10 protein-coding genes are annotated in these 14,362 nt (G+C 73.1%); 7 read left to right on the top strand and 3 right to left on the bottom strand.

Annotated elements, in window-relative coordinates:
* Positions 1 to 101 precede the first annotated feature (101 nt).
* Entirely contained in the window at positions 102 to 1,328 is a 1,227-nt protein-coding gene (locus ABZ836_RS29160) for a hypothetical protein (protein ID WP_361147149.1), read from the bottom strand.
* A 272-nt stretch (positions 1,329 to 1,600) separates the two neighbouring features.
* Here ABZ836_RS29160 and ABZ836_RS29155 point away from each other — a divergent pair, with 272 nt between their 5' ends.
* The 4 genes from ABZ836_RS29155 (at position 1,601) to ABZ836_RS29140 (ending at position 7,448) form a co-directional block, all read left to right on the top strand.
* Complete coding sequence (locus ABZ836_RS29155) at positions 1,601 to 2,671, top strand: aminotransferase class III-fold pyridoxal phosphate-dependent enzyme (RefSeq protein WP_361147146.1); 1,071 nt, start codon at positions 1,601 to 1,603, stop codon at positions 2,669 to 2,671.
* Between the two features lie 277 nt (positions 2,672 to 2,948).
* Positions 2,949 to 4,754 carry an IucA/IucC family protein gene (locus ABZ836_RS29150; RefSeq protein ID WP_361147161.1) on the top strand — a complete coding sequence of 602 codons (1,806 nt, stop codon included), beginning with the start codon at positions 2,949 to 2,951 and terminating at the stop codon, positions 4,752 to 4,754.
* A gap of 44 nt (positions 4,755 to 4,798) precedes the next feature.
* Positions 4,799 to 5,461: a GNAT family N-acetyltransferase gene (locus ABZ836_RS29145; protein ID WP_361147158.1), complete on the top strand. Its 663-nt coding sequence runs from the start codon at positions 4,799 to 4,801 to the stop codon at positions 5,459 to 5,461.
* 13 nt (positions 5,462 to 5,474) lie between these two features.
* The gene (locus ABZ836_RS29140; RefSeq protein WP_356133770.1) at positions 5,475 to 7,448 is read left to right on the top strand and encodes an ATP-dependent DNA helicase; all 1,974 of its coding nucleotides are present in this window, start codon (positions 5,475 to 5,477) and stop codon (positions 7,446 to 7,448) included.
* A gap of 141 nt (positions 7,449 to 7,589) precedes the next feature.
* Here ABZ836_RS29140 and lexA read toward each other — a convergent pair whose 3' ends face one another.
* Positions 7,590 to 8,399, bottom strand: a complete 810-nt coding sequence (lexA, locus tag ABZ836_RS29135) for a transcriptional repressor LexA (RefSeq protein ID WP_356133768.1) — start codon at positions 8,397 to 8,399, stop codon at positions 7,590 to 7,592.
* 738 nt (positions 8,400 to 9,137) lie between these two features.
* Between lexA and nrdR the strand changes: the two genes are divergently transcribed.
* A complete protein-coding gene (gene nrdR / locus ABZ836_RS29130) occupies positions 9,138 to 9,701 on the top strand; it encodes a transcriptional regulator NrdR (protein WP_361147142.1) in 564 nt (187 codons plus the stop codon).
* 167 nt (positions 9,702 to 9,868) lie between these two features.
* A complete protein-coding gene (locus ABZ836_RS29125) occupies positions 9,869 to 12,748 on the top strand; it encodes a vitamin B12-dependent ribonucleotide reductase (RefSeq protein ID WP_356133764.1) in 2,880 nt (959 codons plus the stop codon).
* A 103-nt stretch (positions 12,749 to 12,851) separates the two neighbouring features.
* Here ABZ836_RS29125 and ABZ836_RS29120 read toward each other — a convergent pair whose 3' ends face one another.
* The gene (locus tag ABZ836_RS29120) at positions 12,852 to 13,391 is read right to left on the bottom strand and encodes a TerD family protein (protein WP_356133762.1); all 540 of its coding nucleotides are present in this window, start codon (positions 13,389 to 13,391) and stop codon (positions 12,852 to 12,854) included.
* Positions 13,392 to 13,591: 200 nt separating this feature from the next.
* Between ABZ836_RS29120 and ABZ836_RS29115 the strand changes: the two genes are divergently transcribed.
* Complete coding sequence (locus ABZ836_RS29115; RefSeq protein ID WP_356133760.1) at positions 13,592 to 14,215, top strand: YdbC family protein; 624 nt, start codon at positions 13,592 to 13,594, stop codon at positions 14,213 to 14,215.
* Positions 14,216 to 14,362 lie beyond the last annotated feature (147 nt).

Below are 14,362 nucleotides of genomic sequence, written 5' to 3'. Positions count from 1 at the left end.
CATCGATTTAACCCCGGCCGCCCCCCCCGCCCCCCCGCCGGCCCGCCCGCCCCCGCACGTGCCGGGAGGCGGGCCCTCGTCCGTGCTCCGGGAAGCGGTGACTACTGGGCGCCGACGGCCTCGTAGAGCTTCCTGGCCCGCTCGTCGAGGCGCGGGCCGGCCAGCCAGCCCGCGGAGATCGGGCCGATGGAGGTGTTGGACACCAGCGCGGGCCTGCCGTCCGAGCCTTCCGCGACCCAGCCGCCGCCGGAGGACCCGGCCGTCATGGAGCAGCCGATCCGGTACATGGTCGGGTCACTGGCCACGATGGACAGCCGGCCCGGCTCGTCCTGGCACTGGAACATCCGCTCCCCGTCGTACGGGGCCGCGGCGGGGTAGCCGGTGGCGGTGATGCTGTCGATCTCCGGCACCGCCGGGGCGTCGAACTCCACGGGCAGGGCGGTGCCGACGGTCTCCTCCAGCGACTTGCCGCCGCCGTTCTCCGGGGTCACCTTGAGCACCGCGTAGTCGAACGGCGCGCCGTTGCCGCCGGTCTGGCCGCCCTGCTCGATCCACTGGTCGGAGGTCTTCGCGACCTGCGCCCACCACAGGCCGTGCGGAGCGATCTTCTCCGGAGCGGCGCCCGCCAGGTCCTGACCGGTCAGCGCCTGGTCGTTGTAGGACGGCACGAAGGCGATGTTGCGGTACCAGCCGCCCTCCTTGCCCGCGTGGACGCAGTGGCCGGCCGTCCACACCAGGTTGGACTTCCCCGGGTTGGCCGGGTCCTCCACCACGGTCGCCGAGCAGACCATGGTGCCCTTCGGGCCGTCGAAGAACAGCTTGCCCGAGGCGGGCGCCGCGTCGCTGTACGGCGCCGACACCTCGGCGGCCTGCACCGGCGCGGGCGTCGGGTCGGTCACGCCCTGGTCGCCGGAGATGTCGTTCTCGTCGACCGTGCTGTCCGGCTCCTCGGCCTCACGCATCCGGTCGGGGTTCCAGAGGTCCTCGATGACCGGGTTGATGAACTGGTCGGCCTCGCGCAGCCAGTCGTCCTTGTCCCAGTTCTTCCAGGCGCCGCCCCGCCATTCGTCGAGGTCGATCCCGTACTCCTTGAGCTTGTCGGTCAGCTCCTGCGGGATCTCGATCTTGCCGTCGCCGAGGTCCGGGACGTTCACGGCCGGCTTGTCGGAGGCCTGCGTGTCCTCCGGGCTGCAGGCGCCGGCGGTCAGCGCGAGGGCCGACGCCAGGGCCACGGCGGCGAACGGACGGAAGGCCGTGCGCCGGCTGCCCGGCGTCCGGCCCGCGTTCCGTCCCCGGCCGGTCGGGAAGGGCGGGCGTATGGGTCGCATGTTCGGGACTCCCCCTGATGTGAGTGCGCTCGGGACTGCCGGGACCGGTCACCCACGGTGCCCGATCGGCCACCGCCACCCTAGGCGGTCGCTGTGGGCGGCTGCCGACGGATCGGCAACGGTTCCGTCACGAGGGGAATCCGGGTCCTTGCGCTGCTTTCCCGGAACTCGCGTTCCACCCGTGTCCCCGCCGGAGCCGCGGCCGTTGTAGCGGTGAGGGGACGGCTGTCCAGGTCCGGCCCCGATGTCGTGAGACAGCGGGAGGACCGAGGATGGCCTTGACCGAGACCGTGCGCAGACAGCCGGCGCGGGACGCGTCGGCGCGGACCTACGCGCGCGCCCTGCCGATCGTGCCGGTACGGGCGCGGGGGATGACGATCGAGGGCGCCGACGGCCGGCGTTACCTCGACTGCCTGTCCGGTGACGGAGCGCTGGCGCTCGGCCACAACCACCCCGTGGTGCTGGCCGCGGTGCGCGAGGTGCTGGACTCCGGAGCGCCCATCGGCGTGCTGGACCTGACCACGCCGGTGGAGGAGCGGTTCGTCGCCGAGCTGCTGGCCACGCTGCCGCCGGGGCTGGCCCGCGGCGCCCGGGTCCGGTTCTGCGGCCCCACGGCGGCCGATGCGGCGGCGGTGGCCTCCGCCCTGGTCCGGGGGGCGGCGGGAACGCTCGTCGAACCGCTCTGCGACGAGCGCCTGCGGCGGCTGCGGGAGACCACGCGGGAGCAGGGCGTGCCGCTGGTCGTCGACGAGACGGTGACGGGCGTGGGCCGGACCGGCGCCTTCTGGGCCGTGGAGCACAGCGGGGTGACGCCCGACGCGATGGTGCTGGCCGAGGCCATCGGCGGCAGCCTCCCGCTGGCCGTGGTGGTGCACCGGGCGGACCTGGACACGCTGGAGCCGACGGCCGCGCCGCGCGGCAACCAGCTCGCCATGGCGGCCGGGGCCGCCACCCTCGCCCACGTCCGCGAGCACCGGCTGGCCGAGCGCGCCGCGGTGGTGGGCGGCCGACTGGCGTGCGGGCTGCGGGAGTTGGCCGCGCGAGTCCCGTGGGTCGCGGAGGTGCGGGGGCGGGGCCTGATGCTCGGGCTGCGGTTCGCGGCCGACGGGGCCGGCGCGGCTGACGGGGCCGACGGGGCCGACGGGGCAGGCCGACCCGGCTTCGCCGGGGCGGTGCGGCGGGAGTGCCTGCGGCGCGGGCTGATCGTCGGCCTGGGCGGGCCGGACGCCGAAGTGGTGCGGCTGCTCCCGCCGTTGACGGTCAGCGACGAGCAGGCGGACGCCGTGCTGGAGCGGCTCGCCGACGCGGTGGAAGCGGTGGCGGGCGTCGCCCGCCGACCGTGAACGACCCACAGAACGACTCCCGGTAAGGGTGAGGACCCAGTTGAACATCACGCCGATCTCCGCAACGTCCACCGCCCCGGCTGCGGGGGACGTCACGACCGCCGCCGGTGAGGGCCCCGCCCACGAAGCCCTCGCCGGACCAGGCGCGACCTCGGTGGCGGGGAGCGTGCTGCCGGGCCCCTCCGTGACCTTGCCGGCGGACCCGGCGGACCCGGCGGACCCGGCGGTGCCGGCGGACCCGGTGGACCCGGCCCCGGCGGCGGACCGGGCGCCGCGGATCGCGCGGGCTGCGCAGGCGGTGGAGGCGGCTCCGCGGGGCAGTAGTGAGGGGGCGGATCCGCTCGACGGGGCGGACCCCCGGGCGGTGGCCGAGGCCGTGACCGTGGAGAACGTGCTGCGCTGCTGGGTACGGGAGCGCAACCTGCCCGCCCCGCCGCGCGGCGCGGCACTCCACGTGCCGCTCCCGGCCGGCGCCACCGAGCTGGTCGTCCCGGTCCGGCACTGGTCGCCCACCGGGCTGCACCGCTTCGGGCCCGCCCGCCAGGCGGGCGCCCCCGCGTCCGCGCCGCCGGTCGGCGCCGCCCTGCTGGCCGCGCTGCTCGCCCGGGAGACGGCGGCCGAGGCGGCGGACCAGGGCCTCGACCTGGTGGCCCGGGTGATCGACTCGGCCCGACGGACCGCCGTGTTCCTCACCGACCGGGCCCGCCGCCCGGACCCCACACCCGACGCCTTCCTCGACGCCGAGCAGGCTCTCCTCCTCGGCCACCCCCTCCACCCGACGCCCAAGAGCCGCGAGGGGATGACCGACGAGGAACTGCTGCGCCTCTCCCCGGAGACCCGGGGCGCCTTCCCCCTGCACCGGGTCGCGGTCGCCCCCCAGGTCCTCGCCACGGAGTCGGCCTGGAGCGAGCACGGCGCGACCGTCCCCGCACCGGACCTCACCGCCCGCCTCTTCGGCCCCGCGTCCGCCGACGTTCCCGCCGGTCACGCGCTGCTGCCCGTGCACCCGTGGCAGTGGCGGCGCCTGCGGGAGGACGACCGGGTGGCGGCCCTGCTGGACGCCGGGCTGCTGACCGACCTCGGCGCGCACGGGGCGCCGTGGAGCCCCACCTCCTCCGTCCGCACCCTGTACCGCACCGGCGCGCCCGCCATGCTCAAGCTCTCCCTGGGCCTGCGCATCACCAACTCCCGCCGCGAGAACCTCCGCAAGGAACTCCACCGGGGCGTCGAGGTCCACCGGCTGCTCCGCGGCGAGCTCGGCCGGGCCTGGCACGCCGTCCACCCCGGATTCGACGTCGTCCGCGACCCCGCCTGGCTGGCCGTGGACCACCCGGACGGCAGCCCGGTGCGCGGCCTGGACGCCGTGATCCGGCACAACCCGTTCGGCCCGTCCGACGACGTCACCTGCGTGGCCGCGCTCTGCGCGCCCCGGCCCGCCTGCGCCCGCCGCCCCGGTGAGCCCGTCTCCCGGCTGGCCGGACTGGTCGCAGGGATCGCCGCGAGGACCGGCCGGCCGCCGGGCGCCGTGTGCGCGGAGTGGTTCCTGCGGTACCTGCACGCCGTGGTGCGCCCGGTGCTGTGGCTGGATGGCGAGGCCGGGGTCGCCCTGGAGGCGCACCAGCAGAACACCCTGGTCGTGCTGGACGCCGACGGCTGGCCGGCCGGCGGCCGCTACCGCGACAACCAGGGCTACTACTTCCGCGCCTCCCACCGTGCCGCGCTGGAGGCGCGGCTGCCCGGCATCGGCGACCGCAGCGACACCTTCGTCGACGACGCCGTCGCCGACGAGCGGTTCGCCTACTACCTCGGCGTCAACAACGTCCTGGGCCTGATCGGCGCGTTCGGCTCGCAGGGGTTGGCCGACGAGCGGCTGCTGCTGGCCGCGTTCCGCGGCTTCCTCGCCGACGCCGCCGCCGGCCCGCACCGCACCCGCTCCACCCTCCCCGTCCGGCTGCTGGAGGAACCCCTGCTGCGCTGCAAGGCCAATCTGCTCACACGGCTGCGGGGGATGGACGAACTGGTCGGTCCGGTCGACACCCAGTCCGTGTACGTCACCCTCGCCAACCCGGTGTACGCCGCGTGAACGGTCCCGCGACCGCGCCCGCCGGCACCCGGACCGCTCCTCGAATCGACGCCCGGACCGGCACCGGGACCGACGCCCGAAGCGACAGCGGGGCCGACGTCCGAAGCGGCACCGGGACCGACCCCCGGGCCGGCCTCCTGGACGACGTCGGCGCCTGGGGCCCCGTCGACACCCGGGCCGGCCGCTTCCGGCTGCGACCCGTGGGGGACGGGCGTGAGCAGCTGGAGCTGATCGCCCGCTGGATGAACGACCCCGTGGTCGCGGCCTTCTGGGAACTGGCCGGGCCGCCCGGCCGCACCGAGGCGCACCTGCGCGCGCAGACCGAGGGCGACGGCCGCAGCGTGCCCTGCCTCGGGCTCCTCGACGGACGGCCGACGAGCTACTGGGAGATCTACCGCGCCGACCTCGACCCGCTCGCGGCGCACTACCCCGCGCGCCCCCACGACACCGGCGTGCATCTGCTGATCGGCGAGGCCGCCGACCGCGGCCGGGGACTGGGCGGCCTGCTGCTGGACGCGGTGGCCCGGCTGGTGCTCGCCCGGCGCCCGGCCTGCCCGCGCGTGGTCGCGGAGCCCGACGTCCGCAACCACGCCTCCCTCGGCGCCTTCCGCAAGGCCGGCTTCCGGCGGACCGCCACCTTGGAACTCCCCGGCAAGCGGGCCGCCCTCCTGATCCGGCGGCGGAGCGTTGTCGGAGGGACGCACTAGGGTGGGTGGGGCTATGACGAAGCCCTCACTCCCCGAACTCCTGCACGCCGCCGTCGCGGCCGTCGGCGGCACGGAGCGTCCCGGCCAGGTGGCCATGGCCGAAGCCGTCGCGGAGGCCATCGACAACAACACGCACCTCCTGGTCCAGGCCGGCACCGGTACCGGTAAGTCGCTCGGCTACCTGGTGCCCGCCCTGGCGCACGGGGAGCGCGTGGTCGTCGCCACCGCCACCCTGGCGCTCCAGCGGCAGCTGATCGAGCGCGACCTGCCGCGCACGGTGGACGCCCTCCACCCGCTGCTGCGCCGCCGGCCCGAGTTCGCGACGCTCAAGGGCCGCTCCAACTACCTGTGCCTGCACCGGCTGCACGAGGGCATGCCGCAGGACGAGGACGAAGGGCTCTTCGACCAGTTCGAGGCCGCCGCGCCCACCAGCAAGCTCGGCCAGGACCTGCTCCGGCTGCGTGACTGGGCCGACGAGACGGAGAGCGGGGACCGGGACGACCTGACCCCGGGCGTCTCCGACCGCGCCTGGCAGCAGGTGTCGGTGTCCTCCCGGGAGTGCCTCGGCGCCTCCAAGTGCGCCTACGGCGCGGAGTGCTTCGCCGAGGCCGCCCGCGAGCAGGCCAAGCTGGCCGAGGTGATCGTCACCAACCACGCGCTGCTCGCCATCGACGCCATCGAGGGCGCGCCCGTGGTCCCGCAGCACGAGGTGCTGATCGTCGACGAGGCCCACGAACTGGTCTCCCGCGTCACCGGCGTCGCGACGGGCGAGCTCACGCCCGGCCAGGTCAACCGCGCGGTGCGCCGCGCCGCCAAGCTGGTCGACGAGAAGTTCGCCGACCAGCTCCAGACGGCCTCCGAGGGCTTCGAACGGGTGATGGAGCTGGCGCTGCCCGGCCGCCTCGAGGAGATCCCCGACGACCTGGGCTACGCCCTGACCGCGCTGCGGGACGCCTGCCGGTCGGTGATCTCCGCCCTCGGCAACACCCGCGACAAGTCCGTCCAGGACGAGGACGCGGTCCGCAAGCAGGCCCTGGCCTCCGTGGAGACCGTCCACGCGGTGGCCGAGCGGATCACCCACGGGGGAGAGTACGACGTCGTCTGGTACGAGCGGCACGACCGGTTCGGCGCCTCGCTGCGGGTGGCGCCGATGTCCGTGGCCGGGCTGCTGCGGGAGAAGCTGTTCACCGAGCGCAGCGTCGTACTGGCCTCCGCCACGCTCAAGCTGGGCGGGGACTTCAACGGCGTCGCCGGATCACTGGGGCTCGGCCCCGAGGGCAAGGAGGGCGACGACCTGCCGACCTGGCGCGGCATCGACGTCGGCTCGCCGTTCGACTACCCCAAGCAGGGCATCCTGTACGTCGCCAAGCACCTGGCCCGGCCCGCCCGGGACGGCGACCGGGCGGACATGCTGGACGAGCTCGCCGAGCTGATCCAGGCCGCCGGCGGACGCACCCTCGGGCTGTTCTCCTCCATGCGGGCCGCCCAGCTCGCAGCGGAGGAGCTCCGCGAGCGGATCCCCGAGTTCCCCGTCCTCCTGCAGGGCGAGGAGACGCTCGGTGAACTCATCAAGAACTTCGCCGCCGACCCCAGGACCTGCCTGTTCGGCACGCTCTCCCTCTGGCAGGGCGTGGACGTGCCGGGGCCGAGCTGCCAGCTCGTGGTGATGGACAAGATCCCGTTCCCCCGGCCCGACGACCCGCTGATGAGCGCCCGGCAGAAGGCCGTCGAGGAGGGCGGCGGGAACGGCTTCATGGCCGTCGCCGCCACGCATGCCGCGCTGCTGATGGCACAGGGCGCCGGACGGCTGGTCCGCGCCACGGGGGACCGCGGCGTGGTCGCGGTGCTCGACCAGCGGCTGGCCACGGCCCGGTACGGGAGCTTCCTCAAGGCCTCCATGCCCGACTTCTGGTACACCACCGACCGCAACCAGGTACGGCGGTCGCTCGCCGCGATCGACGCGTCGGCCCAGGCCGAAGGGCGGTAGCGGCCCCCAGGGGCCAGGAACTCCACCCGGGCGCTCCGCCCACGCCCGGGGATCGGGGATACGGACCCGGACACAGCAGGGCCCCGGAACCGGCGCAGAGGTTCCGGGGCCCGGTCGGACGCGGCCGGGAGGCCGCCGGCCTCAGACGCGGCGCAGGACCGCGACCACCTTGCCGAGGATGGTGGCGTCGTCACCCGGGATGGGCTCGTAGGCGGCGTTGTGCGGGAGCAGCCAGACGTGTCCGTCCTCGCGCTTGAAGCGCTTCACGGTGGCCTCGCCGTCCAGCATGGCCGCCACGATGTCGCCGTTCTCCGCGACGGGCTGACGGCGGACCGTGACCCAGTCGCCGTCGCAGATCGCGGCCTCGATCATCGAGTCGCCGACGACCTTCAGCACGAAGAGCTCACCGTCGCCCACGAGCTGGCGGGGGAGCGGGAAGACGTCCTCGACCGACTCCTCGGCCAGGATCGGCCCACCGGCGGCGATGCGGCCCACCAGAGGCACGTAGGAGGCCGCGGGCTTGCCCGCCGTGTCGGTGGGCTGCACGGGAGCCGCCTGGTCCGAGGCGCGCACCTCGTAGGCGCGCGGCCGGTGCGGGTCACGGCGCAGGAAGCCCTTGCGCTCGAGCGCCATCAGCTGGTGCGCCACGGAGGAGGTGCTGGAGAGGCCGACGGCCTGCCCGATCTCCCGCATCGACGGTGGGTAGCCCCGGCGCTGCACCGAATCCCGGATCACCTCGATGACGCGCCGCTGGCGGTCGGTGAGGCCCGAGCTGTCGGCCCGGATGCCGGGAGGTCGGCCCGGAAGCGAGCGCTTTGGTCCCTCGGGATGCGCGGCCTCGTTCATCGCGGTGTTGATCCCGGCCGCGTTGTTCACCGCGTGTGGCGGCTCGAGGCGCCCCTGGGAGCGGTCCTGGGCGGTGATGGTGGCACTGTCTGCGGTGGTGGTCACGTCGGCCCCTCTCGATGGTCTCCCTGCTGCACAACGGTAGAGGCTTTCGAAAGGTTGCGCCAAACACACGTTCGAGTGAAAAATGCCGATCCCACTGACACGTGTCCGTGTTCGGGTGTAAGGCCCCCACACCACCCCGAGTCGGGGCGAAACCGGGCAACGGGATAGGCTTCAGCGGTTCGCGCACCGGGCGGTCCGGTCCGGTCGGAGGCTCAGTCTGTCATCCGGTACCCCGTCGGGCCGACCCCATGGCCCGCTTCGGCCCGGCATCCGCGCAGGAGCCGCGCGCCGTGTCCGCGGGGTGCTCACGCTACCTCCCCAAGCGTCGCCGGCCGCCCGCCGGGGTACCCGGCCCGAATCCGGCGAGGGGCGCGCCCGGGGTCCTCGGCGGGCTCCGGCGCGGGCTCCTCGGCGGGCTCCGGCGAGGGTTCCGGCTGGATCCCCGGCCCGGCTCCGCGGGGGCCCGTGAGGGCCCGCCGGGCGCCTGGCGCGTACCGTTCCCGGGTGCCGCACGGCCCGGCGCGGTCCGCCTCGCCGAGACACGCGCGGCTGAGGTGCGGTAATCCGCGATGTCAGGCCCTGATCCCACATCTAGTGGTTGTATGTGCGGCGCGACCCAGAAGTTGTGGTGGGGGTGGTCTTCGGGTCTCAGGCCATCGCCTATGCTGGTGCTCGCTTCGCAGGGCCCACGGGGCCTGAGAGGCTGTTGAGTCTGCTTGCGAGGAGGGTTGGAACGCCATGCACTGCCCCTTCTGCAGGCACCCCGACAGCCGTGTCGTCGACAGTCGTACGACCGACGACGGCACGTCCATCCGAAGGCGCCGGCAGTGCCCGGAGTGCACCCGTCGGTTCACCACCGTCGAGACGTGCTCGCTGATGGTGATCAAGCGGTCCGGGGTCACCGAGCCGTTCAGCCGGACCAAGGTCATCAACGGCGTGCGCAAGGCGTGCCAGGGCCGGCCGGTCACCGAGGACGCGCTGGCGAAGCTGGGCCAGCGGGTCGAGGAGGCGCTGCGCGCCACCGGCAGCGCCGAGCTCACCACCCACGACGTGGGGCTGGCCATACTCGGCCCGCTGCAGGAGCTCGATCTGGTGGCCTACCTGCGCTTCGCGTCCGTGTACCGGGCGTTCGAGTCCTTGGAGGACTTCGAGGGCGCGATCGCGGAGCTGAGGGAAGCGAGGCGGCGGCCCGCCGACGGCGCGACGGAGCCGGGCGAGGACGCTTCGGGCGAGCGGGCCCGGGAAGACGACCGCGGGCAGGTGGAGCAGCAGGCTCCCGAGCCCGTGAGCACCGCCGACTGACGAGCGGGCCGGTTCCGGGGGCAGCGGCTCCGGGCCGGCGGGTCGGCGGTGGACGGAAGACAGGTCGCGGGCGGCGGTGCGAGGACGTCCCGCGACGGACAAGACAGATCTGTGCCACGGGAAGAACGAGGCACTTCAGGGCGTTTTGCCCGATACAGGGAGGCGGCATGACAGAGACGGCGAGCGGTCCGGCACGAGGGTCCCGGGCCAAGGGTTCCAAGGCTGCTGCGGCCCGGCAGGGACTGCGCATCGAGCGCATCCACACCACCCCCGGCGTGCACCCGTACGACGAGGTGGCCTGGGAGCGCCGTGACGTCGTCATGACCAACTGGCGCGACGGCTCGATCAACTTCGAGCAGCGTGGCGTCGAGTTCCCCGACTTCTGGTCGGTGAACGCGGTCAACATCGTCACCAGCAAGTACTTCCGCGGCGCGGTGGGCACCCCGCAGCGGGAGACCGGCCTCCGGCAGCTCATCGACCGGATCGTGAAGACGTACCGCAAGGCCGGCGAGGACAACCAGTACTTCGCCTCGCCCGCGGACGCCGAGATCTTCGAGCACGAGCTGGCCTACGCCCTGCTGCACCAGATCTTCAGCTTCAACAGCCCGGTCTGGTTCAACGTCGGCACGCCCCAGCCCCAGCAGGTCTCCGCCTGCTTCATCCTCTCCGTCGACGACTCCATGGAGTCGATCTTGGAGTGGTACAAGGAAGAGGGCATGATCTTCAAGGGCGGTTCCGGCGCCGGCCTGAACCTGTCCCGCATCCGCTCCTCCAAGGAGCTCCTCTCCTCCGGCGGCAACGCCTCCGGTCCGGTCTCCTTCATGCGCGGCGCCGACGCCTCCGCGGGAACCATCAAGTCGGGCGGCGCCACGCGCCGCGCCGCCAAGATGGTCATCCTCGACGTCGACCACCCCGACGTGGAGAACTTCATCGAGACCAAGGTGAAGGAGGAGGAGAAGATCCGCGCCCTGCGCGACGCGGGCTTCGACATGGACCTGGGCGGCGACGACATCACGTCCGTCCAGTACCAGAACGCCAACAACTCGGTCCGCGTGAACGACGAGTTCATGAAGGCCGTGGAGTCCGGCGGCAAGTTCGGGCTGCGCGCCCGGATGACCGGCGAGGTCATCGAGGAGGTCGACGCCAAGTCCCTCTTCCGCAGGATGGCCGAGGCGGCCTGGGCCTGCGCCGACCCGGGCATCCAGTACGACGACGTCATCAACCACTGGCACACCTGCCCGGAGTCCGGCCGGATCAACGGATCGAACCCCTGCAGCGAGTACATGCACCTGGACAACACGTCCTGCAACCTCGCCTCGCTGAACCTGATGAAGTTCCTGAAGGACGACGGCAAGGGCAACCAGTCCTTCGACGTCGAGCGCTTCCAGAAGGTCGTCGAGCTGGTCATCACCGCGATGGACATCTCGATCTGCTTCGCGGACTTCCCCACCGAGAAGATCGGTGAGAACACCCGCGCCTTCCGCGAGCTGGGCATCGGCTACGCCAACCTCGGCGCCCTGCTGATGGCCACCGGCCACGCCTACGACTCCGAGGGCGGCCGTGCGCTCGCCGGCTCCATCACCTCCCTGATGACCGGCACCGCCTACCGCCGCTCGGCCGAGCTGGCCGCCGTGGTCGGGCCGTACGACGGCTACGCCCGCAACGCCGAGCCGCACAAGCGCGTGATGAAGCAGCACGCCGACGCCAACGCCGTGGCCGTCCGCATGGACGACCTCGACACCCCGGTGTGGGCCGCCGCGACCGAGGCCTGGCAGGACGTCCAGCGCCTCGGCGAGCAGCACGGCTTCCGCAACTCCCAGGCGTCCGTCCTGGCCCCGACCGGCACCATCGGTCTGGCCATGGGCTGCGACACCACGGGCGTCGAGCCGGACCTGGCCCTGGTCAAGTTCAAGAAGCTCGTCGGCGGCGGCTCGATGCAGATCGTCAACGGCACCGTCCCGCAGGCCCTGCGCCGCCTGGGTTACCAGGAGGAGCAGATCGAGGCGATCGTCGCCCACATCGCCGAGCACGGCAACGTGATCGACGCGCCGAGCCTCAAGCCGGAGCACTACGAGGTCTTCGACTGCGCCATGGGCGAGCGCGCCATCTCCCCGATGGGCCACGTCCGCATGATGGCCGCGATCCAGCCGTGGATCTCGGGCGCCATCTCCAAGACGGTCAACATGCCGGAGACGGCGACCGTCGAGGAGGTCGAGGAGATCTACTTCGAGGCGTGGAAGCTGGGCGTCAAGGCGCTCGCCATCTACCGCGACAACTGCAAGGTCGGCCAGCCCCTCTCCGCCAAGAAGAAGGAGGAGGAGAAGAAGGCCGAGCCGGTCGCCGAGGCCCCGGCCAAGGTCGAGAAGGTCGTCGAGTACCGCCCGGTGCGCAAGCGCCTGCCGAAGGGACGGCCCGGGATCACCACCTCCTTCACCGTCGGCGGCGCCGAGGGCTACATGACCGCCAACTCCTACCCGGACGACGGTCTCGGCGAGGTCTTCCTGAAGATGTCGAAGCAGGGCTCGACCCTCGCCGGCATGATGGACGCCTTCTCCATCGCCGTCTCGGTGGGCCTGCAGTACGGCGTGCCGCTGGAGACCTACGTCTCGAAGTTCACCAACATGCGCTTCGAGCCGGCCGGCATGACGGACGACCCGGACGTGCGGATGGCGCAGTCGATCGTCGACTACATCTTCCGCCGCCTGGCGCTGGACTTCCTGCCCTTCGAGACGCGGTCCGCGCTCGGCATCCACACCGCCGAGGAGCGTCAGCGCCACCTGGAGACCGGTTCCTACGAGCCGATCTTCGAGGAGGACGACATGGACACCGAGACCCTCGCCCAGTCGGCGCCCGTGGTGACGCCGAAGGCCGAGGCCCCGGCGGCCAAGCCGGCGCCGCGTGAGTCGCACACCAACGCGGAGCTGGTCGAGATGCAGCTCGGCATCCAGGCCGACGCCCCGCTGTGCTTCTCCTGCGGCACCAAGATGCAGCGGGCCGGTTCCTGCTACGTCTGCGAGGGCTGCGGCTCCACCAGCGGCTGCAGCTGACCGTCGCACGGCCGAAGGCCCCGGTGCGCGCGCACGTCGCGCGGACCGGGGCCTTCGGGCTGAGCGGGGCCGGGCCTGGTCGGGCGTCGGCCGGTGGCGGGCGTCAGCCGTGGTGGTCGGCTCCCATCACCAGCGGGAAGCCCTCCGTGTCGGCGAACCCGCGGAGCGCCGGCCGGTACTCCCAGCGGGTCCCCTCCCGGACGAACTCGCAGAGCGTGGCCGCCCGGGCGTCCGCGACCCGCGCGAAGTCCGCCTCGGCGAGCTCCGTGTACCCCTCGGCCACCCGGTACCTGGCCTGCGGGACCCCGGAGAAGGCGCGCTCGCCGGTGCGCTGCTGGATCACCGCGCCGACCACCACCCGGCCGTAGCCGGCGGCGAGACGGCCGAGTTCCAGCGTCATCACCTCGTCCCAGCCGAACCCCTTGCCGTCGCGGCTGTCCCGGTGGAGGGTGATCGTCCCGTCGGGGGAGCGGCTGTCGAAGTGCACCACGTACGCCGGAGTGCCGTGGGGGTCGTCGTGCCGGTAGACCCCCGCCACCAGGTCGAGGTCGATGGCCGGTTGCCCCATCGGGCTGGGGTCCCACTTCAGTGACACCTCGACCTTCGCGATCCCCTTGCCGATGCCGGAAACGCTGCCGGACATGGTCTCCCCTTCCCTGGGTCTGAGTCCGTTCGGCCTCCCGACGCCCTTGCTGCAAGGGTGAGTTGGTCACTTCACGGGTCCAACCGGACCGCGTGGAAGGCCGGTTGTCCATCCTGCCACGCGTGTGCGAGGCATCACCGATGAGTGCGCCGGTAGTTCGCGCCCTCCAGCGGCACGCCTCGGGGCCGTACGATGGCGCGGTGCTGGTCAAGTGGATTCGCTGCACCGTCACGGACCCCCGCGGGTTCGAGCAGGGGCAGCGGAAATGGGCGGGTCTGCGCGGCGAGTCCGGTTTCCAGGGGCAGGGTGGAGGCTGGAGCCGCGTGCGGCCGGGTGTGGTGCACCTCTTCTCCTTCTGGGAGAGCCGGGTGCTCTACGACTCGTTCATGGCGCTCTCCCACGACCGGCTGGCCACCGCCCAGGCCGGCACCTTCCGCGACCCCCGGGTCCGGCTCTTCACCCACCGGTTCGACGTGAAGACCGGCTTCCGACCGCGTTTCGCGGAGGCGGACCGGGTCCGGGTCGCGCACTGCCGGGTGCACGAGGACCGCGCGGAGCACTTCGCGCTGATGCAGGAGAAGGTCTGGAACCCCGCCATGGCCGGTTCGCCCGGCATGGTGCGGGGGCTCTTCGCCGAGGCGCCGGGACCCGAGTTCATGATCCTCTCCATGTGGCAGTCGGCGGCGGAGCGGGCCAAGTACCGCGCCGAACGCGTGGAACGGCTCGCCCTGCGCGCGCAACTGGAGGCGGACGTGGCCGACCTCGACGGCGACATAGTCGACCTGGAGCCCACCTGGACGGTCGTCCCCGCGGAACGTCCCTGACGCGGGCGCCGCGTCGGCTCGCGGGGCGCCGCGTCGACCGGCTCGCGGGGCGCCGGGCCGCCGGCCGGTTCGGGACGCTGCGTCGACCGGGACGGGGGCGCCCGGTCCAGGGGCGGTACGACGTCGTGGAGGCTCCCGATCTAGGGT

This window comes from Streptomyces sp. NPDC047130 (assembly GCF_040643475.1).
In the GTDB taxonomy this organism is placed as follows: Bacteria; Actinomycetota; Actinomycetes; order Streptomycetales; family Streptomycetaceae; genus Streptomyces.
Note: the sequence above shows the minus strand (reverse complement) of the source record. Positions and strands in the feature narration are given on the sequence as shown.